The organism is Escherichia sp. WS1152 (assembly GCF_046487665.1).
Classification (GTDB): Bacteria; Pseudomonadota; Gammaproteobacteria; order Enterobacterales; family Enterobacteriaceae; genus Escherichia; species Escherichia coli.
The window spans coordinates 35,919-61,047 of sequence record NZ_JBJQJA010000022.1; the positions used below are offsets into that span (position 1 = coordinate 35,919).

Genomic DNA, 25,129 nt, shown 5'->3' on the forward strand with positions numbered 1-25,129 from the left:
GCGCATCTAAAGACTGGCTTTCCAGAGTTCAACACGGTTTCTACCTCGTCTTTTGGCGATATACAGAGCTTCATCGGCTATTTGAATGAGGCGCTCATAGTCAGGATGACCATTAAACATGGCGGCACCGATGGAAAGTGAGAGGGCAATATCTTCGCCGTTTGCGGCTTTCAGTTTGGTTTTCTCCACCCGACTGCGAATACGTTCTGCGGTACGTAACGTTTCGTTTTCAGAAGCTTCAGTCAAAACAATGATAAATTCATCGCCCCCGTAGCGGAAAACATAATCACTACTGCGGACGTTGTCATAAAAGGCCTGAGAGACTTTACGCAGAATTTCATCGCCAGTGTTATGGCCCCACGTATCGTTGATCTCTTTGAATTTATCAACGTCAATAATCAGCACTGACAGCGGTGTACCGGTCCGGTTGGCATGGGCAATTTCGCGTTTGAAGATAGTCGGCAGGAAACGGCGGTTAAGTAATTTCGTCAGTACATCCATACCGACTTCGTGGCGCGATACTTCTTCAAACAATTCACGCAGCAAGGTAATAATTTGCGATACGGTATTTCTTATCTGTAATAAAAATTTCACCCGCAGACTTCTGTTATTCAAATTCCTGGTGTTACGCATGGTTTGATTGAAAATACCGTCGAAATCCTGAATCAGACGAGAGATATGGCCCACTTCAGCAATGCCGCTGAAATAATGTCGACCTTTATGGTTAAACCACAGGCCAAAATCAGCCTGGCTTAAAGGCAAACTACTGCCTAAATCAGAATCCAGCAGGATTTTATAGATGATATCTATTTCCCATGAAAGTATTGAGGCTATTTGCCGTTCTTTTTCTTCTTCGGCGTTTTCCAGTAACGAGAAGATACGATAGTTTTCATCTTCTTTTGAGGCACTACTGTCACTAAAGGTAAACGCGCGGGTCATCACTTCCATAGCGATATCAATACTGTTAATCGAGAAATGGTAGACCTGAAGTTTTTCTGCGGCAGAATAATCCGAAGAGAAGATTACCGGATAGAGGATCTTTTTCAGCACCCGAAACCCCATCTCGACAATTTCTACCGGAATTCCTATGCGGGCATGCACTTCCGCGACGGTATGCTGGATTTGTATTAGCCTTTCGACATCGTCAACCTGGGCAGAAAGCACGTTAATAATCCAGCGTTCCATCGCACTTTTCAACTGCCGCTCAACTTGTTCATTACTCAAGAATTCTTCGGCATGCGGGTCGATGCGGACAATTCGATAAAACTCAATACTCAGATAATGAGCATGCGCAACGGCAATTTCCGCGGCTTTAGCTCGAATGGGCGGATCTGCCTGTTCGACAAGTCCGGTCCACTCATCTTTCATTCTTTTAAAATACATCTCCATAATTCACACCCTTATAAGGCTGGGAAATCAGACGGAATCAAAACGCAACGTGCGAGATCGACTAACTGCACCATATTCTCCTGAAATATGAAGATATACTGAAAAGAAATAAGCGACTTAGGACAGTTTCAATCTACGCTACTGTTCTTCAGAAGAGTATAGCCCATCGTAATTATTTTTCGGTGACAGCGAATATCGTATGTTTTTTCATATTCATACATTTGTATTAGGGGATTTATGGCTGTTTAACTAAGTGTGGTTAATTGCATGGTTAATTTGACTTTAGTAAGCATGATTAGTAGTGGGATAGTTCAAGAGGGTAACAAGCCGGTGGGTAATGTACCGGCTTGTTACAAAGTAAGAATGGGAGTTTAACTGCCCCAACGACTTTGCAGATAGCTGACCGCTTGTTGAGTCTGCGGTTTATTCAGATAGTCCTCACGGAACAAGATGGTGCCGCTAATTTCTGGTACCGCATCGTTAAGATCGAGCTGCTTTTTCAGTTCCGGTACGCCGCCGTTAATCATCCAGTCTGGCTCTATCTTTGAAGGTTCACCCACTTTATAGAAGGCGATACCGATATACAGGCGGGTCCTGGTCGGTTTAACGACATCCGCCCACCATTTTGCCAACACGTCATAACGCGCGGCACTCCGTGAGAACGGCCAGTAAATTTGGGGAGCAATGTAATCCAGCAATCCTTGTTCCACCCATCGACGGGTGTCAGCGTAGGATTCGTCATAGGCTGCCGCGCCTCGGGTATCGGAACCGAGCGGATCGTGTGATCGGTTACGCCACACGCCTGCCGGGCTAACACCAAATTCGACTCCCGGCTTAATGCTTTTAATGGTGTGCGATACTTTTGCAATTAACTGCTGAGTATTGTTGCGCCGCCAGTCTGCTTTTGACGCAAATGCGCCTCCGTATTTGCGGTACGTTTCGTTATCATTTAGCCGTGAACCCGGTGACTCAGTATAGAAATAGTCGTCAAACTGCACGCCATCTACCGGATAGCGGGAAACCACTTCTGCGACTATTGATGTGATCCAGTCCTGAACCTCAGGGATGCCCGGGTCGAGGACAAAGCGATCGCCAGACGTTCTGATCCAGTCACGGTGTTGCACATAGACGCTCGCCGGTTGTTGAGACAGAGTGCTATTCAGTTCCCTGATAGTACCGGGCTTCGTATTAACCGATACGCGATAGGGGTTAAACCAGGCGTGTACTTTCATCCCACGCTTGTGGGCTTCGTCGAGCATAAATTGCAGCGGATCGTAACCCGGATTTTCACCAATCTTACCGGTCATAAGATCGGACCATGGCAAAATTTTTGAAGGCCACAGGGCGGTACCGTCCGGCTTGACCTGGAAAAAGACCGTGTTTATACCGAGACGTTGCAAATGATCCAATTTGTCGATCATCGCCTGTTGTTGTACACGGGCCCGGCTGGTGGGGTTACTAATGTTAACCGAGGAAACCGGTGGCCAGTCGAGGCGAGACACCGTGGCCAGCCAGATGCCACGCATCGGTTGTGACGATTGTTGCGTCGTGGCTGGTGGCTTTGAACCCGCTGGTGGTGTCACCATGGACTCTGGAGGCGTGCTTTTACAACTACACAGTAAAAGTGCCAGTGCAACCAGTATCGCTGGTCTTCTAATCGTTAATTTCTTGTTTCGGGAGCAGATATCCATATGTGCTGGTTTCCGGTAAACAGATGTGCGCTCATTCTCGTACTTATCCCGGTTAAGTCAATACGACAGCAAGCACGAAAAAGGGAGCGATGAATTATCGCTCCCTTGTCTTATAACCATTCAGACATGGTTAGTGTTTCTTGTCATTCATCACAATATAGTGTGGTGAACGTGCACGCGGGTGCAGGAAGAAGTGACCTTTTGGTGCGTTCTGACTGTTGATTGGCTCCAGAGTGACGCCGGTATTCGCTTTGCCTTTACGATCATGAACAGCATAGAGAATAAAGGGCAGGGCAAGTACCACCAGGAAACTAACGACCAGTAATTCAACATACATATCGGTAGAGTCACCCTGGATATTATCCGGCGGCAGGAAGGAAACAATAAACGCCATAATTGAAGTCAGCAGACCGACAATAGCCACGACCAGTTTCACACCTTTACCACCAGGGATATTAAATGTGCGTTTTAAGTCAGGATGTTTAAGAACCAACACAATGTAGCCAATAAACAGCATGAAATAAGCACACAGATAAATCACCACCGTCAGCGCCAGTGCGATCAGGAAGGACATGTTGTTACCGCCACCGGTATTGGTGAGGATGATCAACGCGATAGAAGTAATCACCAGCTGTGAAATGACCAGCGTTACCGGTACGCCATTTTTGTTCATTTTAGCGAATGCCGCTGGCAGCAGGTTTTTCTGCGCTGTGACATACATCCCGCGAGAAGGACCAACAATCCAGGAGGCGATTTCCGCCAGAACACCCAGCAACAGCAGTGCGGAGATCACGCGAACCGTCCACTCAATTTCCGGTGCCACATGGGACATCAGAACGGTAAAGGTTTGCATTACCCCTGCGGAGAGGTTGATTTCATTACCCGGAATGACCATCGCAATAGACAAACCGCCAACAGAGCTTAAGCAGATTGCCGCCACCATCAGCAGTAACATAGCCAGTGGATAGTCGCGCCCTGGGTTACTCATTTCATTGACGTGGGTTGCGGAAGCTTCTACGCCCATATAACTCAAAATGAAGGCAACAAATACAACCAGGGTGCCCACTTTAGAGAAGTCAGGGAAGAAGGTCTTCGAATCCATTTCGATAGCAACGGGGGCACCGGAGTGCAGATAAATAGCCGCTAATGCAATCAAAATAAATGCAGGTAACAGGATACCGGCGAAGAAGCCAACTTTAGCAATTCGCGCCGTGTATTTCGTGCCACCAAACTGCGTTAATGCCAGCGCCCAAAGAATGATGAGTGCTGCAATAGTTTTGGTAATGGGGTCTTCATTCAGCGCTGGCCATTTCAGAATGTAGGAGAGTGCCCCTAACACGAAATAGAGCATCGGAATAAAACCAATGGCGATTTGCAGATAGCCAAATGAGATCGCTGCAAATCCCCATCTCGGCCCCAGAGTATTTGATACCCAGGCGAAGACACCACCTTCTTCCCAGCCGTCGACGGTGGCCATTTCCGCAGCACAAAGTCCCACGGGAATAAACCATAAAATCCCGCCTAATAGCAGGAAGAAGACTAATGAAAAGCCCGATGTTGCGAAGGTAGGGTATTCATAAACAGCCATTACCATCGATGCCGTTATGGCAAAAAAGCCGAGTAATGTGAGCTGCTTAGCTTTACCTGTCTGTACTGATGTAGCCATATTATCCCCCTAAAACGGTATTCCTGTCGGAACCGCACCTGTTTTGTTCTGAAGCGTATTCAGAACAATATTTTCCGTTGCTAATGCCAGTGAACAGACTTTGGAAATTGTCCCGAAACGGGTTCGTTTCGGGACACCGTTACCGTTAAACGTTATCAGGTATGTTTAAAGCTGTTCTGTTGGGCAATACCCTGCAGTTTCGGGTGATCACTGAGATATTTCAGGGAGGCTTTGTAGTCTTCCAGCAACAGTTCAGCAAAGTCCATTTCGAAGCCGCGACGACACATAATGCGCATCACCACGATGTCGGTGGCTTCACCGCCGAGAGTGAAGGCCGGAACCTGCCAGCCGCGCAGACGCAGACGTTCAGAGAGGTCGTACAGGGTGTATCCCGGATCTTCACCCTCTTTCAGTTTGAAGCAAACCGCCGGGATGCCTTCGTCCGGGCGACCCGTACAGATGAACTCATACGGCCCCAGTTTGGCGATTTCATCCGCCAGATAAGCGGCAACCTGGTAAGAGGCGTTCTGTACTTTGGTATAGCCTTCACGACCGAGGCGCAGGAATTCATAGTACTGTGCAATTACCTGACCCGCCGGGCGGGAGAAGTTGATGGCAAAAGTACCAATTTGACCACCCAGGTAGTCAACGTTGAACACCAGTTCCTGCGGCAGCGCTTCTTCGTCACGCCAGATAACCCAGCCGCAGCCCAGCGGAGCCAGACCGAATTTATGGCCTGAAGCACTGATCGATTTCACACGCGGCAGGCGGAAGTCCCAGACGATATCCGGGGCGACGAACGGTGCCAGGAAGCCACCGCTGGCGGCGTCGATGTGCATGTCGATGTCGATACCGGTGTCGGCCTGGAATTTATCCAGCGCATCGTGCAGCGGTTGCGGGAACTCATAGTTACCGGTGTAGGTCACGCCGAAAGTCGGCACCACGCCGATGGTGTTTTCGTCGCAGGCTTCAATCATGCGTTTCGGGTCCATAAACAACTGACCGGGGCGCATAGGGATCTCACGCAGCTCCACATCCCAGTAGCGGGCGAATTTATGCCAGCAGATTTGTACCGGACCGCACACCAGGTTTGGTTTATCCGTTGGTTTGCCTGCAGCTTCCATACGCTTGCGCCAACGCCATTTCATCGCCATCCCGCCGAGCATACAGGCCTCGGAAGAACCAATGGTGTTGGTGCCAACGGCCTGACCATTTTTCGGCGCAGGCGCATGCCACAGATCGGCAACCATATTTACGCAACGCAGGTCGATGGCTGCGGATTGCGGATATTCTTCTTTGTCGATCCAGTTTTTGTTAATGGATAAATCCATCAACTTGTGGACATTTTCGTCGTCCCAGGTCTGGCAGAAAGTGGCCAGGTTCTGACGAGCGTTGCCATCAAGATATAATTCGTCATTGATAATCTGAAATGCGACATCGTCGCGCATTTCGTGCAGCGGAAAACGTTTTGATTCTGCGATAGTGGAAATAGACTTCGCACCAAAACGTGAATCGAGTAGTTCCGACCTTAAATCCGTTACTTGCTTCTTATCCATTTTAAACTCCTTAAAATGATTGGATCGCATTAAAAAAGTAGGATTTATCGATAAAGTAAGCAAGTGCAAAGGACTCGTGTTTAAATAACAAAATCCTAATGTTATTTATGGTGAGATATTGCGTGAATAATATTTTTTCATTGAAAAACAATATAGTAGAGAGCTCTTGGGTGGTGGTAAGGTGTTTTATGCTGTTATTTTTATGCGCATTCTGTGCCTCCTGAATTATCACGTAAAAATCAGACCTTAAAATATCACTATTAGTACTTGGTTATTATTTTGAACGCATTTATAAAATTATTACATAAAAATAGCGAATATTGCTAAAATCCCCGCCAACGATGTGTTGACGGGGCTGTTATTATTTAGGCAATAATACTCCGGTATAAGTATTTACCGGATGAGAAAGATATTGTTTAACGGCAGTGTTAACATTCTCTACCGTCATTTGTTTCAACAATTGCTCCTGCTCAGTCCATGCTGCAGGATCGTCATATTGAATAAGACTATTTACAATAGTGTTCGCTAATTGTTGAACGCTACGCTGTTGGATATCGAGGCTGCGCTGAACGTTTTGCTGGTATTCGTTCAGTTCTTGCTCACTGATCCCTTTAGCCAGACGCTTAACCATCACTTCATTCGCTAACGTTAACAGTTCATCATGTCGTTCTGGTTGACAAGTAAAAGCCAGCAAATGACTGATATCTTTGGCCTGAGGATCAACCGAGAGGCGAGAAGAAACGCTGTATGCCCCAGATGCCTGTTCACGAATATTAACGCGTAGATCTTTTGCCAGTGCGACGTTAAAAGCATCGAGCGCCATACGCGTCGCCAGATTAACAGGTGTCCGGGAATCATAACGCTTCCACTGTGAAACCTGTGCCACGGGTTCATTTTGTTCCTTTACAGTAACCGATGCGTTGTCCGTCGCGCGAGTTAATGGTTTACCTGCGGCTAATGGCGAATCAGAGTGTTTGATTGAGCCTAAGTAACGCGTAATTAACGCCATGAGTTTGTCTTCTGCGACATTACCGACAATGACAAACGTGATATCCGCTGGAGATGAAAACAACTGGCGATCGGCAGCCAGCGCATCTGCGGCAGTAAACTGTGCAATCTGATTTTCTTGCAGTAATTTCGTGCGGTCATCAGCATAGCGCGTCTCATACATCTGCTGGGCGAATTTCTCCGCTGGACGCTGGTCGAGCGTTTTCAACGCCTGAATTTGAGCATTTTGTAGCGATGCCCAAATATTGTCGTTAATCGTGCTGTGGGTGATTCGCTGGTTAATCAACTGGAAACCAGGTTCAGGGTTATTAGTCCGCGCGCTAACGGAGAGCAACGTATTCATGCCACTGACTTTACTGCTCATGGTTACCGAGTTTTCCGCACTCCAGCGTTTCAGGCTGGAAGAGGAGAGTTCGCCAACGCCGCTTCCGCTAACTGCTTTATTTGCCAGCGCGATAAGTGATTTTTGCTGCGCAGGGAAACTTAAATCGCCTTTATTCGATACGGCAATAATTTGTAGCTTTTGCTCTTCACCCGCGGATTTTGCCAGAATAACCCTGGCACCATTGGAAAGTGTTAATGATGTCAGATTCTCAGCCAGCGTTTCTTTGCTGCTAATTTCCGCCTGTGGGTCAGCGTCTACTGTTAACGATAAATTTCTGCCTGGGAAGATGTAAGCCGCCAGCTTTTTGTTGGCGTACTCTTTTTCCAGCGCCAGGATAGCCGCAGGAGACAATGCTTTTTTTGCGGCAACCTCATTGTTTACCATTTGCTCCCAAAATGCGTCCTGGTTCTTTCTTAACTGCTGCCATTTTTCCGCCAGACTTTGCACGGTAATTTGCTGCCACAGACGTTTCGAAAGTTGATATGTCTCTTCCGGCGACAAGAACGGCGTATTATTTAATGAGCTGGATGCCAGGCGACTGGTCAGCATACGTAAATCACGTTCAGCTTGCTGATCAACCGCATTTTTCAGCCAGGTGAGGCGGGTAGATTTGACATCATCGAGTTCTTCAGCAGAAAAACCATGCTGATCAATGGTTGCCAACTCTGCCATTAATGCATTCGCAGCATCCTGCATATTATCGTCTCGTGCATTTACACGGAAAAACAGCGACTGATAATCGGGTGCAATTTTAACGCTGCGCGCAGTGCCGCCAGAAATAGTCTTCAACTCGCCCGACTGTATACGTTCCTGCAGACGTTGATTGAACAGCTGAACTAACATGCTCCATTCAGCTTGTTCGATAAAGCTTTGCTCATCGTTCACTTGTACCATTGGCAGGCGATAATAGAGTGCGATGCCGTTCACCCGGTTTTCTTTATCATTAATGATATTAAAGCGCAGGTGGTTTTCGGCTTTTGTCGGCCAGACGCGATTTTCAGCTGCTTTGTTAGCCGGAAGCTTACTTAAATTATCCTTTATCAGCGCCAGCGCTTCTTTACTGTCGATATCGCCAACCACGATAAAGGTCATATTATTTGGTTGATACCAGCGTTGATAAAATTGGCGCAATTGTGCCGGTGTGACCGTGGCGACAGTATCCATCAGGCCGATAGGTTCACGGTCTAAATTACGGGTATTAGCCAGCAGGAAAGGGCGGCGCGCCTGAGAGGTGCGCCATTTCGCATCCTGATGGGCACGCCATTCCTCAGTAATTACGCCGCGTTCAGCGTCTACTTCGAGTTTTTCAAAGGTTGCGGCATTACTCCATTCACTGAAGATTGCCATCACTTGTTGCAGATTTTGTTTCTGCGTAGTTGGCAAACTCACCTGATACACCGTTTCGTCATAGCTGGTATAGGCATTAACATCGCGACCAAAACGCAGGCCCATTGACTCAAATGTTTCGATGACTTTATTACCCGGCCATGTTTTTGTGCCGTTAAACATCATATGTTCTACAAAATGAGCCACGCCGCGCTCATTGTCTTCTTCCTGCAATGAACCGGTATGAATTTGCAGCCATAAATTTACCTGATCCTTTGGATGAGCATGCGGATAAATCATATATCGCAAGCCATTGTCCAATTGCCCGGTAATTAACTTTTCATCCTGCGGTAAGGCGGCGGCAATCAGCCGCCCGGGGAGCAACAGAGTTGCCACTAACGTCAGTAAGAAACAGAGGTTTCTCATAATTATCTCCATGCGAAAACCGGGCGAATTTACCCGGTTAAGTAAAATCCGAACTATTAAAATTTCATGCTGACATCAAGCCAGAAAGTACGGCCACTGGCGTAGGTCGCCACACCGGTATTCGTTGTATCAACCGCGGTTTTGCTATCCAGTACATTGAGAATATCGGCACTGATCGTCAGGTTTTGTTGTTTCAGAAATTGTGGCGTCCAGGACAAGCGGGTGTCCCAGGTCAGGCTGCTATCCAGTTTTTCGTCAACATACTGCTTGTAATCTGAATATTCGCTGATGTATTGCGCATTCGTCTTACCCAGGATAATGCGAGCTTTACGCGCTTCTTGCCAGGCCAGCGTATTCGCCCACACCAACCCGCTCGGTTGATGCGTGAAATCCATGTTTAAGGAGATCTTTAATGGGTTATTAAAATCTGCCACTGGAACGCTATCGTAAGAGACAAGATTACCGTTATAAACCACCTGGTTATCACCGGTATTGCTCTCCTCATAACCATTGTTTAACGACAAGTTGCCCTTGCTCTTGATATAGCTAAAGACAATTTGTGGGTTAATATCTACCTGGCGGATATGCAGGGGTTCGGCCAGCTCAAAACTGAGGTTGAACGAATGCGTTTTGGTTTTGCCATCGTTGTTATATTCAGTAATAGTGGTTTTAGTCGCGCTGTCGGTACGACTGCTTTTGCTGATTTGATCATGCGCTTCACGGTAAACATAGTTTGCACGCGCAATAACGTTCTTACCGATTTTCTGCTGCAATCCCATTGCCAGTTCATCGTTATAAGGCGTTTTCAAATCCTGATAACGCGTCAGGGTTTTATTGCCTGATACCGATTCCGTCCAGCTATTGCGGATATCACGTAATCCCATATCAAGAATATTCCCACCATAGTAACGGTTATAACCTGCGGTAATCATTGAGGTTTGATCAGCAAAAATATCCCATTCCGTCATAAAGCGCGGGGAGATATTGTGGTTTGACAGATAGTTGTCATAGTCATACCGCACGCCGGGCATTAATGACACATTACGCCAGCTAATGCGATCCGCCATATACAGTGTGTAGTTGTCAATTCCCAGGCTGCCTTTACCTTTATGGTAAATGGTATGGTTAGTTTTCTTTCCGGCAGCATTAATCACATAGGATTCAGACTGGTTATGGCGTTCAGTCCATGCATCGGAATAGATGTATTCCGCGCCGAAGTAGGGTTGATGCGAAACATTACCCACGGCGAATTTTTGCCAGTCCAGGCGTGTTTTGAAGGTGTAATTATCTACAGCCTGGGAAATGTGTCCTAATCCGCCACGGGTGCAACGCCCTGTAATATCACCATATGTACATGAAAGTTCGGTGTACCAGGTGTCATGATCGTGACGGGTATAATCACTAATATGATCCCAACCAACGGTGGTACGTAGTTTGGCCCATGCGAGCTGCGTATCCATATCCCATGCCAGACCATAGGATTTATTACCCATTTCGCGATCAGACTGCGGGAAGGTGCTGGTATTATAATCACGGCTGGAGCCGGTATATTTTAAGGTTAAATCGTGGGTAAAGAGGTCGCTGGCAAACCAGGTAAATTTGCTCAATGCAGTATCGATAACGTTTTTATACTGTGCCCGACCGGCGACAATGCCGTCATTTGAAACATAATCCGCGCGGGTGATATCAGACTGGCGGCGCGATAAACCGGCGGTAACGCCAAAGTTATCAGCGAGTTCCTGATTAAACGACAAGGTATAAAAGTTCTTTTTAAAATCTGGAGAGTAATAAGTACTTCCTGAAGAACCTTGATTAAATGCGCTCTTGTTATTCTCATCGATATGCGATGTTAACCAGTCCGAACGCGTAGTGCGATAACCCAGTTTCACGTTGCTATCATCAGCGTTGAAGCGTTTGATCTTTGCATCAATTACCCCGCCATTGAAGCGACCGAATTCAACCGGCACAAAACTGTCATAAAGCGTCACATTGTCCAGTAAGCTGACATCAAGATAATACCCCTGTGACATCCCGCTAATATTGGTTGCACTACTGGCATCGGACTCATTCGCTGGGTTCAGGTTATTAGTGGCACTAATACCATCAATCAAATAGGCATTCTGGTAGGGCGACGCACCGTGAATAGAGATTTTCTCCGGGCGAATATCTCCCTGGTTCAACGAGGTACTTTGCGTTGAATCCATGCGTACCGCAGGGTTGGTTCTCAGCAGATCGCTGATATTGCCATTCCCGGTCGGTAAACGCTCGATGCTTTCACTGGTGTAATGCGTGTTGCCGTTTACGGGTACAGGGACAGGAGCATAGACCGTCATCTCTTCAAAAAAATGCATGTACATGTTTTTATCATCGACGGCCTGCGCCACATCAGCGCCACATAAAATGACGCCAGGAATAAGAACTCGCTTCATTTATTTATATCTCCGTACAGCAGGGCTTTTATTGTTTTTATAAAACCGCGCTAATGTCACAAATATCATCGGCCAGGTTCCAGACACCGGGTTGATGTGTAACCATAATGACGCCGCTTGTGGGTAGTTTTTCACGCACTAAACGCAGTAAGCGGATAGCCTCTTGTTCCTCAAGATGAGAGGTAGTTTCGTCAAGAAATATCCATTTCGGACGTCGTAAAATTAATCGTGCCAGGGCGATACGTTGTTTTTCGCCGCTGGAAAGAATATCTCCCCAGCGATCGTGGTCATGAATACGCGCAGCCAATTTCCCAAGACCAACCTGATGCAGTACTTCGCTCAACGATTTATCGTCTACGGGCAGGGGAAGTGCTTTACAAATAATCTCTTTCAGTAAGCCGGTTTTGATTAACGGTGTTTGTGACACATACCAACTGTCAGCAGGAGAAGAAATATCACCTTTAAACCACGGCCAGCAGTGGGATAATGTTTTAAGCAGTGTGGTTTTTCCCGCACCAGAGTAACCTTTCAGTAATAGCCATTTGCCTGGCGGAACATGAAAGTTCAGGTTCTCTAATATGATCTTATTATCAGGGGTACGAATACTCGCGTCAGCCACTTGTACCGCATGTTGGCAATTTTTAGGCTTATTCGTAGGGCGCTGTTCGGTGAGTTGATGGAACTCATACAAGCGATCGATAACCGCAGCCAGTTCAGCAAGTTCGTCATATTTATAAATAAACCAGCTTAAATTGTTCGATACCAGCATAAATGCCTGGCGCGATTTCATCAGTCCGCCCAGATTGATCTGTCCGCTAATAAACTGCGGCAATAACAGAAAGTACGGAAGAACGCTAAGCGAACGCGAATAAATATTCTGCCAGTAATCAAGCCACCGCTGACGATTCATTAAACGATGCCAGTTCTCTTTAATGGTATGAAAATTGTCGCTCAACTCCTGGCGTTGTAGAGACTCAGCATTGCTTAGCGCAATCAGTTCTGCCTGTTTATTATGCTGCACAAGATTAGTTCGAAATGTCGCTTCGCTACGTTGTTTTTCCACATTAAGTGGACGAATACGTTTACCCACCTTATGGGTAAATAAAGTTCCACCGATCACAATGAGCACGACGGTATAGACCATATACCCCTGGATATTCCATTCTGTTCCACCAACAGTGAATGAGAGCGTACCCGCGCTTTGCCAAAGAATAACGGTAAAGGTGATCAGCATGCTAAGTGACTGGATGAAGCCAAATGAAAGACTGAGCGTTTTGCTGATCAGTAAGAGAATGTCTTCAGCGATACGTTGGTCAGGGTTATCTGTATTTTTATGCTCGCCGTAGATCTGCGTGAAGTAGTAGTTTTTATCTGCAAACCACCGATTAAGGTAGTAATCTGTTAACCATTCGCGCCAGCGAATAGTCAGCAGTTTAATTAACCATGTTTTGTTTACGGATATTAATACAAAGATCCCCAGCAGGGCAGGGAACCAAAGGACAAGCTGCCAAAGCTTATCGGTTTCTTTCTGGCTTAGCGCATTGAAAAAATCATTATTCCAGTCGTTTAACCAGACCTGAATTTTAACCACGCCAAGGATCATGGCGAGGATAATAATGATTAACAACACTGAAGTTTTATTATTCTTACGCAGCCAAAAGGGCTTCAGCAGACAGAGATACTTTGCTATCAACATACAAAACGTAATGGGAATGGTTATCATTAGCGAAAATTGATTGTGCCATCCAATGATTATCTATGGCAATGATTTACTGATGAAATTTATTTAAGTATCATTTAACAATATGAAATATATAGAAATTTTTAATTTCAGTGGTTATGGTTATGCTATTGATAATCAAGGGTATTGCTAATGCCCTGACGCATACCACGTATGCCAGGATTTTCGCAAGGTAAGATGATGATGACGACACACCCGACAGGAATTTATGTCGGGTGCTTTGTTAAGGTCATAAGACGTAGGCTAAGACTGGAGCTAAGAGGGCGTGTTATTAATTATTCTCCATTTGTTTTGCAACATCCATAATGTGATAAAGCGGTACTCTGTTCTTAGCTAACTCTACCATGGCGTTCATATAAGGTACCATGGTTGAAAAAAGGATTTTATAACCTTCGCAAAAATAAGAAACAGTCTCATTGTTTACTTTAGTAATACGATGCTTAGGACAACCGCCATTGCAGATAGGTTTATATGCACATTTCAGACATTTCGCTGAAATCCGTTTTTTTTGCGCTGTCAGTTGTACACTGTTCATCGTTTTGAGTTCAGATTTATTAATGTTTCCAATTTTGTACTGTGGATAGACAAAATGGTCGCATTCGTAAATGTCTCCATTACTTTCAACAACCAGATTATCCTTGCAGGACTCCTGGAAAATACAACTGGTATGCCCATTCCCCAAAAAACGGCTGACAAAGCTTTCAAACTGACGGATGAAAACTTCACCCACATCGTTTTTAACCCATTGCATAAAAATGGTTGACATAAACTTGCCATAAGCCGTGGGAGGCACAGAAAAATCAATGATACGGAATGTGTTCTCACTATGACCACTGAAATCAATATTCGGCGTCCCGGTTTCTAGCAATTCGATAAATTGCATATGTTTACTGCCGATAGATTTTAAAAAATGATAAACCTCAAGAGGGTAATGGACATTAACGTTATTAATGACGGTTAACGTATTAAACTCTACTTGATATGATTTCAGACGCTCGATGGCTGCTATCACTTTTGTAAAAGTACCGTTACCTGAATTACTGCGTCTGTAACGGTCATGTAACTCCTGGGGGCCATCGATCGAGATACCAACCAGAAATTCATGTTCTTTGAGAAAGGCACACCATTCATTATTCAATAAAATGCCATTCGTTTGTAATGCATTAAAAATACGTTTTTGGCCTGCATAGCGTTGTTGATAGTGAATAACTTTACGGAAAAAATCCAGGCCAGCCAGAGTGGGTTCACCGCCTTGCCAGGTAAAATAGACCTGATTGCCAGACGCTGCGATATATTGTTTGATGAACTCTTTCAGAGTGCTGTCATCCATCCATTTTTCATGAGTAAACTGCGACTCTTTTTCAAGGTAAAAACAGTAATCACATTTGAGATTACATTGAAAACTGGAGGGCTTGGCTGTAACGTGCATCGCTATCTCGCTCAATAAGGCGGCGGAAAATTCCGCCGCATGAAGGTTTAGTTATTTCGCTTCGCTTAGTGCTTTCTTGATATTGTTAAACTTCTCCTGATTTACTTCGCTAAGCGGTGGCTGGCTGCTGTCGATAAACTCTCTTACCACGCCTTGCATCTCTTTAACGACCTGCGGATTGGCGGCGGCAAGGTTATCTTTTTGCTGTAGATCCGTCAGTTTGTAGAGACCTAACTGATTGTTTTCTACTGTATAGACAAGCGAATAATCGTTATTTCTCACCGTATAAGAGAATTGGCTTAAGTCCTCAGTGTTGGGGTTATGCGGGTAATCGTCTGACTGATGACGGACAAATTTGTGGTAGTTATCCCAGAATGGAATATTTTCCTCATCAAACCAGTGAGAATAAGAGGTTATCCAGGTCAGATTTTTATGTGGCTCGCCTTGTTTCTTATCTTGCAACCAGGGCAGCAAGGAAACGCCATCCAGCTTAAGGTCTTTTGGAATGCTGATATCGGCTGCATCAAGAGCTGTCGGGTAGAAATCCATTGCGGAAATCAGCTTGTCATAATTACCGGGTTGAAGTTTTCCTTTCCACCACATAAACATTGGGGTGTGAGTACCGCCAGGATAGGTCTGACTCTTATAGCCTTTTTGCGCCCCGTTCAGCGGCAGAGGACCATCGATAACCGCACCATTATCGGAGGTAAAGAGAATAATAGTATTGTCATACTGTCCGTTTTTCTTCAGTTGTTCGAGAATGCGTTTTACACCCTGATCAACAGAATAAACGGAAGCGTAGTAGTTATCTGCCGTTTGACTACCGGTATTAAATTGCTTCTGATATTGCTCCGGTGCAGGATTATCATTTGGCAGGTGCGGAGCATTATAAGCCAGGTAAAGCATAAAAGGCTGGTCAAGTGTTTTGGCACGATCAACAACGCCAATTGCCTCATCGGTTAACTGATCGCTGATATAACCTTTTGCGGGGACGCGTTCACGATTTTTGAACAGTGAAGGGGAGTTGTAATATGCCGTTCCTGCAGCGTGGAATCCCATAAAGTAATCAAAGCCACGGTTTTGAGGTTGCCATTCTTCCGCAGAAAATGTGGTGAAGTTGTCATGATAGTCACGTGTTTGTTTGTCTTCCGGTACCGGCACATTACTGATTTTTGACAAGTGCCATTTACCTACTGCTGCAGTGTAATAACCATGATTTTGGAATAATTCAGGCAAGAAAGTTTCTGTTAGCGGAATACCATCCTGAGCATCGGTATTGGAATAGACACCAAAGCGGGCGGGCGCTCGACCGGTCATTATTGCGGCGCGGGAGGGGCCGGAAACACCGTGCGCCACATAGCCGTTAGTAAAACGTACGCCTTCATCCATTAATGAAAGGAGCGTCGGCGTTGATTTTTGCGCAGCTTCAATGGCTTTATCTATCCCTATTTTGTAGGTATCGACAACTTCACGATTTTCCATTGTTTTTGGGTCAAAAGATCCCTTATCAAAAGGAAGTTGTCCATAACCAAGATCATCCATGGTCAGTACGATAATATTTGGCTTTCCTTTGGTACTGTATTCAGTCGGCGTAAAGTCTGAGAAAGCAACGTTTGTTTTGGTTGCTTTCAGCTTTACATCATCTGCCGCATGAGCAGCAAATGCAGCCATACCAGATGCCAGTATCAAAGATATCGAGGTACTTACGACACTTTTCTTTAATGCAGACTTCATAAATGTTCCTCTTCTTATTGTACTTAATTCCAAAGTAATTTTACGAAGAGAAATAAGTGGATGTAAGTGAAGTTAGTCACATAAAGAGATAGCAGATTTAGCTAAAAAAAGGGAAATAACAGTCCATAAAGCGTTGACATTACTTTCTGTTCTACTAAGTAATTTCTCGCCGATAAACAACTAATCTATTGATATTTAATAAATTATTGTATTTTACTGACAAAATGCCGAATTGAGATCATAAATAATCATGCAACAGGTTATGCAAATGCATAAATATGTGATGAATGTCACTTATTTATTTCAATAAATATATCGCCTAAAAACAACGCGGGGCAAGGAATGGCTGCCCCATTTAATTCTTACGTAGCGTGTGTGGTTGACTACCCGTTAGCAAATAATCAAATAGCTAAAGCACTCATCGTGTTGTCCGTGTTCATACCGGTGTGCCTTTGACAACGGTACTCCTTAGAAACTCTCTTCGGACTGTTGCCGAAATGTTTGCGGAACGCATAAATAAAATAAGATGTACTGGCATAACCACATTGTTCGGCAATTTTATTGACTGAACCTTCTACGCGTATCAAATTTTTTGCGTGCTGCATTCTGGCATCTAATAGAATCTGTGAGAATGTCGTTTGCTCTTGCTTTAGTTTTTTCTTCAACAGGCTTTCACTGATGTACAGGCAGTCACAAATATCTTTCAGCTTCCATGGGTGCGCCAGCTTCATGTTGACAATATTTCTCACTTTCCCGGAAACGGATAGCACACCGTTAGTTAATAGTGTAATGAAACCTTTGCATGCGGCAAAAATAGACAGGCAAGAAAAAAGCAAAAGTTCTGAAAAATTATGATGATTGCGTTCTTCCGAGTTGAGATAAGCAATCATTTCATTAAGCAATCCAGTCGGTACATTTGAAGCACGTAAAAACTTCGCAGGAACAGGCACCGTCACTGTCTGGATGTTAGTGCATTGTAGATATTTTTTAATGGTATTTTCATTAAATCCGATTTCTTTAAAATGCCGCTCATAAGGTTCAAAATGTGTACGAACAGCGTTATCTACCATCAGGATCTCGCCGTCAGAGAAGGCGTAATCTTTATCTAAAATGTTAGCGTTGAAAGCATGATGAACAAATATAACAGAACAAACGAGCGACATTTTATCTCCTTAAAACAATAAAGTTTTATCGATACTTTTTTAACATTTCATATTTATAATTCGCTGTTTATTTTCAGTCTTGCAAACTATTGATAATGAAATGTGTAAGATCTCTTGCAATGCGACCCATTTCTGAAATACCCAGCTGATCAATTGCCGAAAAAATGGCTATCAACGTAAGGGTCAGTAATAAGACAACCACAATTACAGACATGATTTCTTTATAGTTGTCTCTTTGCGTGATTTTGTTTTTCACTGTGGTCGCATGCATTTCAAATATGTTTATTTAGCGGATAACGTTGAAAATCGTTAATCAGTATGCTTAATATAACAGGCTTGAGAAAAGAGGAAATAGGACTGGTACTTCAGTACTGAGCGGAGTTTCTTACAGCTGTAGGCAGAAGTTTATATCTTATAGTATGTAGTTTAATTTAATCCATGTGAGCAAATTGCGCGATAATAGTCAATGAGGTATTCTTCTGCTGTGCGGATGACAGCAGAAGAAATGAGAAGAGGCATTAATTTGATGGTTCTAATTCAACCGGAATACTTTTATAGCCAGGAATGCCACTTAATGGATCGTGGTTATCAAGTGTTAGCATGTGATTCGATTCTGGAAAATAGGTCACCAGTGAGCGGTCAGCCATAGGGTAAATGACCACTTTTAATCTATCCATGCGGCGTGAGCTGCGCTTACCGTCTGGCGTAAGCGCAATAAGATTAACTCTTTCGCCGTTTTTTACACGGCAAATTTTAGCTTGTTTAGCACTCATAAAGACCACATCTCGTTGACCGAATACCCCTCGATAGCGATCATCCATACCATAAATCGTCGTGTTGTACTGATCGTGGCTGCGTACTGTCGCCATGACCAGCTTACTGTTAAACGCTGAAGAGGGATCTTCTAACAGCCCTTTGCTGGTAATGAAATTAGCCTTACCTGACTGAGTCATCCAGCGCCTTTCAGCAGCAGCGTTTATCAGGTGAAAACCACCAGGATGTCGGATGCGCTGGTTATAATCGGCGAACTCTGGCAGCACAGCTTCAATGTCATTGCGAATGCGATCATAATCTTCCACCAGATACTCCCAGGCTACCACGCTCTGGGGTAGTGCTGCCTGCGCGATTCCCGCGACCACTGCACACTCTGATTTCAGCATTACACCGGCGGGTTTTAACACGCCACGCGAGGCATGAATCATCGACATTGAATCCTCAACGGTTACCGCCTGCGCACCGCTTTTTTGCATGTCAATCTCGCTACGTCCCAGAACCGGCAGAATATAGCTATGCCGTGCGGTCAGCAGATGAGAGCGGTTAAGCTTAGTGGCTACGTGTACCGCCAGATCTAATTGCGTTAACGGTACAGCGCTCGCTTCCCGATCTGGCATTGCCAGTGCAAAGTTGCCCCCCATGCAGATCAATGCTCGAGCCTGCCCTGAACATATTGCTTGCATGCTGGCAATTGCAGCATGTCCAGGTGCTTGAGGTGGAGTGAAGCCATAGCGCTCACCCAGGCGAGCCAGAAACTCTGCAGACGGTTTCTCGGTGATACCGACGGTTCGGTCGCCCTGTACATTAGAGTGGCCACGTAGTGGGCAGATACCCGCACCAGGCTTGCCAATGTTACCTTTCATCAACAGCAGATTGACCAGTTGCTGTACATTCTGGGTACCATGTTCGTGCTGAGTGATCCCCATTCCGTAACAGATAATGGTGCGTTCGGCAGCGGCATATGCATCAGCCAGTTCGGCGATTTGTGTCTGACTTAGTCCAGAAATACGTTCGATATCTTTCCACTCGGAATTGAGAACGTCACGGCGTAGCTCGTCAAAGCCGACGGTATGCGTTTGAATAAATTCGTCATCCAGCAATGAGGGCCGACCTGCGGCACTTGCAGCATCATCGCGCTCAATTAACAGGCGCATCATCCCCTTGAGCAACGCCATATCGCCACCAATGCGCACGTTGTAGTAGGCACTGGCCAACTGAGTCTCAGAGTTCGTCAGCATTTCAAACGGGTTTTGCGGTGCGGTAAATCGCTCCAGGCCACGTTCCTGTAGAGGATTGATGGCGATCATTTTCGCTCCCCGTTTCACTAAAGCGCGCAACGAAGTCAGCATGCGAGGGTGGTTTGTACCAGGGTTATGCCCAATGCAAATGACTAAATCGCACTTCTCAAAGTCTTCCAGCAACACGGTCCCTTTACCTACACCGATACTCGCTGCCAAACCCACGCTTGTCGGTTCATGGCACATGTTGGAGCAGTCGGGAAAGTTATTGCTCCCGTATTCACGGGCAAAAAGCTGATAAAGAAAGGCAGCCTCATTGGAAGTGCGGCCCGAAGTATAGAATTCAACCTGATTGGGATCACTATAGCTTTGAAGGCGTGCGCCAATTTCATCGAAAGCTTGTTGCCAGCTTAATGGCTTGTAACAGTCGCTGACGGCATCATATTTCAAAGGCTGAGTGAGTCGCCCCGCAGCCTCAAGCTCGTGGTCTCCCCAGGTAAGTAATGATTGAACCGTATTCTCAGCAAAGAAAGAGGCGTTTACCTGCTTATCCGTGACTTCCCAGGCGATTGCTTTTGCGCCGTTTTCACAAATGTCGAATGACGCACTGTGCTTAGGATCTGGCCATGCACAACCCGGACAGTCAAAGCCCTCTGGCTTATTCATGTCAAACATGGCAATAACATCCTGGCGTATATCCATCTGCTTACGTACTGCATTCGCTACGGATTTAACAGCACCCCAACCACCGGCAGCTCCCTGGTAGGATTCAATTTTTATCTTCATCTACTTATCCTGTGTGGAAATGAATTATTAGGATTTGTAATAGCGATGATGCACAGTACATACAAAGGGATTATCGCCAACATGGATATATAAGAGTAGGGGACTACTCTCTTTCTATTTTTAATCTATTATCGTTAAACAATAGATTAAATACGATAAGGTAAGCATCATCTCTCATAGTGTTTAAATTAACATATTTTTTAATATAAAAAATAAGACTCTGGCTTCAATTGTGCGCGGATTTTCTTACAGGTGTAGGATAATAGCCTTCACAAAATAATTATCCGCGCAATTTTCGTGAATGGAGCGCATAGACCAATGTCAAAATCACAATTATTCATAGATAAAAGTGACACCAATGACTGACTGGACGGTTCCGGCTGAAACCTTGTTTCCTGTTTGTCCATAGGTTGCGCTTAAACCCAGAGGTACTTTGCTTTTATTTACTGTCCCCAGGGAGATATTTTCTCCCGTAGCCAGTATTTTTCCATTACGCATCAGAGAGACACCCACTCCCGATGCTTTTGTTGCATCAGGTGCTGTGTTAGCAAACACTTGTCGGGCACTGTCAGTGGTGGCACCCGAAAGATAAAATGAGAGCTTTTGTTCGCTTGAGCAATATACGCCAAGGGGGATTTCTGCGCTTCCAGGAAAGTCCGGGAGATTCACGGTGACATTACGACTATCAACAGTGCAGCCGCCTGTTGGCATAACAACACTGTTATTTGAAATAATATTCCACGTAAAATTACGCGGATTTCCGCTTCCTAACGTGGCAATTTTATACATATGAATACGGGCAATAACTTCCCCGGCTTTTATGACAACTCCACCGGCCGCCCCGACTGGGGTAATATAGAGTTTTAACGGTAATGGCATCGGTGTCTTATCACCAATATCCAATACGTTGGTATTTGTCGTCAACGGGAAGGGGTAGGTCACATTATTCCAGTACAGCGATCCTTTATATGACTGTAGAGAGCCTGCGAAAGCTGAGCCTTGTACCAGGTTTATATGATCAGTGTCGTACCAGCCGCCGTAATCATTCCAGCAACTTATATGCTGAGACAAGTCTACAACCAGATTCTGGCCCGGCTGTATTACAGGGTCGAGATTAACATAAACAGAGGTTGTACCAGCTCCAATACTTGACCCGCCATCGACATTACAACTGAAGGCAAAAACTTTGCCTGCCATTAATAGAAGATAAATACCGAACAGGACCTTTATACTGATTGTTTTACCCATGATATATCCTAAGGTTAAAAAATTGATTTAAAAAGAAGGCTAAGAAAATCGAATCGACGTTATTGCCAGGTGTAGATCACATTGATTAGCGCCTCGATCGTTCCCTGGCTTGCGTTTCCATTCACCGTGATAGCTCTTGCCTTAAGTGGAAACTGTGCATTACGAGTGATCTCATCAACAATAACCGTTTTGCTATCGCCATTTTTTAACGTCGCATCCTGGTCATCCCTAAGCTCTATCTGAATATTTTCGGCAGTACCTTCATTTTTGTAATAACCCGTATTGTCAGTTGAACCTGTCACGATTGCCGTCACTGCACTTGTTTCAGCCGGACAATCGGTTAATGACAAAGTAATATTGTGCCAGCCAGATGCAGAACCAGGTTGTTGCAGATTGCGCGTATAAAGATCCCCGAGATTAACGTTAGCTTCTTTGGTTTGAATAGTGCAGGGTTTAGCGACTACCCGACCATTAACAGTGATAGTGACATCGGCGGCCTGGAGAGTTGCTGTGAATAACGCGCAAAACGTAGCTAACAGGAACCTCTTGTGAAGTCTTTTCATATCTGACTCTGATTATTGAAATTCAAGGGTAAAGGTTGCCGAAGCCCTCACCAGTCCCGGATTGACGGACTTCTGAGTTGACTTCAGACGAGCGGAGTAAGGCAAAATATTGTTCTGTTCTGGTACCAGTGGGATCCACTGCATCCCGGCATGAAGGTCATTCAGTTTCACCGGACGCATATTTCCGTCCAGTATTTCTATACCTAAACCGGAGGCCGTATTGCTTCCCTCATCCAGTTTCAACAGAGTATTATTTTCTGCATCCTCAATACCGTTAAATGCAACCCGAACCCCCGTTGTCCCTTTGCTGCATTCACTTAACGTAATCTGAAAAGGGACGGCTGGACTTGTGCTACCGGTCGTTGGAAATTGTCTGGCACTGTTTTTTTGGAGATCTACGGTAAAATTAAGCGAATCCGATGAGACTGTGCAGCCATAATCGAGGACGCGCCCGCTAATTTTAATAACGCTATCTGCGGATAAAGCAGAATAGGTGGTTAACCCCAGACATAAACCGAGGAAAATAACGTTATTGTATTTCATAATCTATTGTTCCTTAGCGACAGATTGCTGTCTGCTGGTTCAGCAAGGTTCCAGGAGAGACTTCAGGAAGCTTGTAATCGACAATACAGTTTGAGTTTTTATCATTGCCCCATGAAACCTGTAATTTCCCTGACTGTGGAAGTCCAGTCAGATAAACCTGACCATTTTCCGCGACAATGCTGCCATTTTTATTCTCTCCGTGAGTGACAATTGCACCGAATGGAACGCTTTTATTACCGTACTTCAACGTCATTAATACTTTCCCGCCGATTTGTGCATTAAATGTTGCTCTGGCAATAGCACCGTGAGTTGGGATGACAGTGACTACGGTTTCATCCAGTTCAACATTATCTGCAAGGGAATTCGCGTTAAGAGCGACACGATTTTCTCTATATTCTGTCGCAAATGGTAATATTGCATAGCCACGCCAGTCGGTATGAATTCCGGTCTGGTTCTCTATTTTGACATTATCAGCGCCAGGAGCCTTAACCAGAACCATTGTGTCGCCCAGCGGCTGTCCAAAGGTGATGCCATCAGCATGAGCAATAATCCCACCACTCATTCCGTAATAGATCTGGCTGCTGTCACCACTCCGACTGTAACCGACATTCGTATTACCGTAAGCTCCACGATAATTAAGAGAACTGTAACCACTGGTGCCAGACGATGTATTACCTCCGTGGGTGTTACCGACCTGAACGCTATAATTCAGGTTATTATCCGGCAGCAGAGTGCCATAAACCCCCGATAGATTGGTCATGCCGCCTTTCAAATCGTTTGACATACTGTAACTGGCGTTTGAATTACGAAATGCCGACTGACTGTCTGTACGCATCCAATGACTGAAGGGAACATTAAGCGTAAAAGCGAGTAAATGATCCCGATCGTTTTGCCATATATTATTGGAATAGCTGTAATTCAGTGAAGTCGTAATATCACCAAACGGCACATTTAATCCAAATGATATTTGCTGGTCGCTGCGTGACGTGTTCCAGTAACTTTGGCGACTGGCACTGAAAAATGTCGTACCGTAATTTCCAAGCTGCTGAGAGATGCTTATTTGTTCCTGACCACGCTTACTGTAGAACAGATTAAAATAATCAATAAATTGTGTCTGCTCATTGCTGTCTCCGGTAGGAGGCTTGACGGTGTAACCACTCATTCGACTGTAGGCACTGTCGGATAAGTTATAAAAACCTTGCGTAGAATAGCGATATCCTGCGACCTGGATATTGGTTCCTGTCTGGTAGAAGGATTTGCTGTAGACGGATTTAACCGATTGCCCACTGTGACGGGTGCCATCTGCAAGTGTCGTATTGGCCTGCGTGATATCGAAAGAAAAGGCACCAAAAAGTCCTAAATCTTTCCCAATACCAAGGTTGAAGGCCTGATAATCTTCTGCAATTTGCATTCCGCCATAAGGTGTCCAGTTTCCTTCCAGACCATGCATCAAGCTACCTTGTATGAACTTGGGAGAGCTTTGCAGGTTATTTCCACTACGATATTCCCCCATGGCAAGCGCATAACGCGTATATCCAGCACGTTGGAGAACCGGAACAGACGAATAAGGAACATATAATGTCTGAATACTGCCGTCTGCCTCTTTTATGGTTACTTGCAGATCACCACCATTGGTCGCAGAGTTGATATCATCAATAGTAAAAGGGCCGGGTGGAACAGTAGTCTGATAAACATCGTATCCGTTCTGTTTTACACTCACTTGTGCGGTTCCACGGGCAATACCATGAATCACAGGAGCGAAACCATGTTGGCTATCGGGCAACATCGCTTCTGTTGAATTTATTTTGAGGCCACGAAAGTTCACACTATCAAAAATATCGCCATCGGTATAACTATCACCTACCGTTAACCGTGAGCGTAAGGGAATAATGTCACGTTCAGCCGACGTATTGATATGCTGCCTGGATTTGCCCCTATATTTCCAGACACCTGTTATCACTTAACCCATTACTGGCTTGCTGCCGTAGATATTCCCGTGGCGAGCGATAACCCAGTGCACTATGCGGATGCCAT

16 protein-coding genes and 1 pseudogene are annotated in these 25,129 nt (G+C 45.1%); 1 reads left to right on the top strand and 16 read right to left on the bottom strand.

The window, feature by feature from the left end; all coding sequences use genetic code 11:
* Positions 1 to 6: 6 nt before the first annotated feature.
* The 7 genes from dosC to ACJHW7_RS22240 form a co-directional block, all read right to left on the bottom strand.
* Positions 7 to 1,389 (bottom strand): diguanylate cyclase DosC, encoded by a 1,383-nt coding sequence (gene dosC, locus ACJHW7_RS22210; protein WP_000426292.1) that lies wholly within the window; start codon positions 1,387 to 1,389, stop codon positions 7 to 9.
* A gap of 371 nt (positions 1,390 to 1,760) precedes the next feature.
* Positions 1,761 to 3,080 (bottom strand): family 10 glycosylhydrolase, encoded by a 1,320-nt coding sequence (locus ACJHW7_RS22215; protein ID WP_000350395.1) that lies wholly within the window; start codon positions 3,078 to 3,080, stop codon positions 1,761 to 1,763.
* A gap of 130 nt (positions 3,081 to 3,210) precedes the next feature.
* Positions 3,211 to 4,746: an acid resistance gamma-aminobutyrate antiporter GadC gene (gene gadC / locus ACJHW7_RS22220; protein WP_000246019.1), complete on the bottom strand. Its 1,536-nt coding sequence runs from the start codon at positions 4,744 to 4,746 to the stop codon at positions 3,211 to 3,213.
* 155 nt (positions 4,747 to 4,901) lie between these two features.
* Complete coding sequence (locus ACJHW7_RS22225) at positions 4,902 to 6,302, bottom strand: glutamate decarboxylase (RefSeq protein ID WP_000358933.1); 1,401 nt, start codon at positions 6,300 to 6,302, stop codon at positions 4,902 to 4,904.
* A gap of 361 nt (positions 6,303 to 6,663) precedes the next feature.
* On the bottom strand, positions 6,664 to 9,447 hold the full coding sequence (locus ACJHW7_RS22230) for a M16 family metallopeptidase (RefSeq protein ID WP_021556812.1): 2,784 nt from the start codon (positions 9,445 to 9,447) through the stop codon (positions 6,664 to 6,666).
* 56 nt (positions 9,448 to 9,503) lie between these two features.
* A complete protein-coding gene (locus tag ACJHW7_RS22235) occupies positions 9,504 to 11,876 on the bottom strand; it encodes a TonB-dependent receptor plug domain-containing protein (protein ID WP_021556813.1) in 2,373 nt (790 codons plus the stop codon).
* Positions 11,877 to 11,913: 37 nt separating this feature from the next.
* Positions 11,914 to 13,599 (bottom strand): ABC transporter ATP-binding protein/permease, encoded by a 1,686-nt coding sequence (locus tag ACJHW7_RS22240; RefSeq protein WP_024227169.1) that lies wholly within the window; start codon positions 13,597 to 13,599, stop codon positions 11,914 to 11,916.
* 201 nt (positions 13,600 to 13,800) lie between these two features.
* Between ACJHW7_RS22240 and ACJHW7_RS22245 the strand changes: the two genes are divergently transcribed.
* Entirely contained in the window at positions 13,801 to 13,923 is a 123-nt protein-coding gene (locus ACJHW7_RS22245; RefSeq protein ID WP_122633168.1) for a hypothetical protein, read from the top strand.
* Here ACJHW7_RS22245 and ACJHW7_RS22250 read toward each other — a convergent pair.
* The 9 genes and pseudogenes from ACJHW7_RS22250 to ACJHW7_RS22290 all read right to left on the bottom strand — a co-directional run.
* Positions 13,889 to 15,046 carry an anaerobic sulfatase maturase gene (locus ACJHW7_RS22250; protein WP_001401031.1) on the bottom strand — a complete coding sequence of 386 codons (1,158 nt, stop codon included), beginning with the start codon at positions 15,044 to 15,046 and terminating at the stop codon, positions 13,889 to 13,891. The genes ACJHW7_RS22245 and ACJHW7_RS22250 overlap by 35 nt on opposite strands.
* A 51-nt stretch (positions 15,047 to 15,097) precedes the next feature.
* Positions 15,098 to 16,780 (bottom strand): sulfatase-like hydrolase/transferase, encoded by a 1,683-nt coding sequence (locus ACJHW7_RS22255; protein WP_001303114.1) that lies wholly within the window; start codon positions 16,778 to 16,780, stop codon positions 15,098 to 15,100.
* 401 nt (positions 16,781 to 17,181) lie between these two features.
* Positions 17,182 to 17,943 carry an acid stress response transcriptional regulator YdeO gene (gene ydeO / locus ACJHW7_RS22260; RefSeq protein ID WP_040234715.1) on the bottom strand — a complete coding sequence of 254 codons (762 nt, stop codon included), beginning with the start codon at positions 17,941 to 17,943 and terminating at the stop codon, positions 17,182 to 17,184.
* A gap of 73 nt (positions 17,944 to 18,016) precedes the next feature.
* Positions 18,017 to 18,214, bottom strand: coding sequence for a two-component system connector SafA (gene safA / locus ACJHW7_RS22265; protein ID WP_000543389.1), 198 nt, complete (start codon positions 18,212 to 18,214; stop codon positions 18,017 to 18,019).
* A 247-nt stretch (positions 18,215 to 18,461) separates the two neighbouring features.
* Complete coding sequence (gene ydeP / locus ACJHW7_RS22270; RefSeq protein WP_040234716.1) at positions 18,462 to 20,741, bottom strand: acid resistance putative oxidoreductase YdeP; 2,280 nt, start codon at positions 20,739 to 20,741, stop codon at positions 18,462 to 18,464.
* A gap of 333 nt (positions 20,742 to 21,074) precedes the next feature.
* Positions 21,075 to 21,989, bottom strand: a complete 915-nt coding sequence (locus ACJHW7_RS22275; RefSeq protein WP_021556816.1) for a fimbrial protein — start codon at positions 21,987 to 21,989, stop codon at positions 21,075 to 21,077.
* A gap of 59 nt (positions 21,990 to 22,048) precedes the next feature.
* Positions 22,049 to 22,552: a fimbrial protein gene (locus ACJHW7_RS22280; protein ID WP_000825446.1), complete on the bottom strand. Its 504-nt coding sequence runs from the start codon at positions 22,550 to 22,552 to the stop codon at positions 22,049 to 22,051.
* Positions 22,553 to 22,564: 12 nt separating this feature from the next.
* Positions 22,565 to 23,095 (bottom strand): fimbrial protein, encoded by a 531-nt coding sequence (locus ACJHW7_RS22285; RefSeq protein ID WP_000876784.1) that lies wholly within the window; start codon positions 23,093 to 23,095, stop codon positions 22,565 to 22,567.
* Positions 23,096 to 23,108: 13 nt separating this feature from the next.
* A pseudogene (locus ACJHW7_RS22290) lies at positions 23,109 to 25,016 on the bottom strand (fimbria/pilus outer membrane usher protein); the annotation flags it as partial.
* Positions 25,017 to 25,129 lie beyond the last annotated feature (113 nt).

Coding starts and splice junctions, on each gene's coding strand:
- dosC (WP_000426292.1), bottom strand. CDS start 1,389: ATGGAGATGTATTTTAAAAGAATGAAAGATGAGTGGACCGGACTTGTC.
- ACJHW7_RS22215 (WP_000350395.1), bottom strand. CDS start 3,080: ATGGATATCTGCTCCCGAAACAAGAAATTAACGATTAGAAGACCAGCG.
- gadC (WP_000246019.1), bottom strand. CDS start 4,746: ATGGCTACATCAGTACAGACAGGTAAAGCTAAGCAGCTCACATTACTC.
- ACJHW7_RS22225 (WP_000358933.1), bottom strand. CDS start 6,302: ATGGATAAGAAGCAAGTAACGGATTTAAGGTCGGAACTACTCGATTCA.
- ACJHW7_RS22230 (WP_021556812.1), bottom strand. CDS start 9,447: ATGAGAAACCTCTGTTTCTTACTGACGTTAGTGGCAACTCTGTTGCTC.
- ACJHW7_RS22235 (WP_021556813.1), bottom strand. CDS start 11,876: ATGAAGCGAGTTCTTATTCCTGGCGTCATTTTATGTGGCGCTGATGTG.
- ACJHW7_RS22240 (WP_024227169.1), bottom strand. CDS start 13,599: ATGATAACCATTCCCATTACGTTTTGTATGTTGATAGCAAAGTATCTC.
- ACJHW7_RS22245 (WP_122633168.1), top strand. CDS start 13,801: ATGACGACACACCCGACAGGAATTTATGTCGGGTGCTTTGTTAAGGTC.
- ACJHW7_RS22250 (WP_001401031.1), bottom strand. CDS start 15,046: ATGCACGTTACAGCCAAGCCCTCCAGTTTTCAATGTAATCTCAAATGT.
- ACJHW7_RS22255 (WP_001303114.1), bottom strand. CDS start 16,780: ATGAAGTCTGCATTAAAGAAAAGTGTCGTAAGTACCTCGATATCTTTG.
- ydeO (WP_040234715.1), bottom strand. CDS start 17,943: ATGTCGCTCGTTTGTTCTGTTATATTTGTTCATCATGCTTTCAACGCT.
- safA (WP_000543389.1), bottom strand. CDS start 18,214: ATGCATGCGACCACAGTGAAAAACAAAATCACGCAAAGAGACAACTAT.
- ydeP (WP_040234716.1), bottom strand. CDS start 20,741: ATGAAGATAAAAATTGAATCCTACCAGGGAGCTGCCGGTGGTTGGGGT.
- ACJHW7_RS22275 (WP_021556816.1), bottom strand. CDS start 21,989: ATGGGTAAAACAATCAGTATAAAGGTCCTGTTCGGTATTTATCTTCTA.
- ACJHW7_RS22280 (WP_000825446.1), bottom strand. CDS start 22,552: ATGAAAAGACTTCACAAGAGGTTCCTGTTAGCTACGTTTTGCGCGTTA.
- ACJHW7_RS22285 (WP_000876784.1), bottom strand. CDS start 23,095: ATGAAATACAATAACGTTATTTTCCTCGGTTTATGTCTGGGGTTAACC.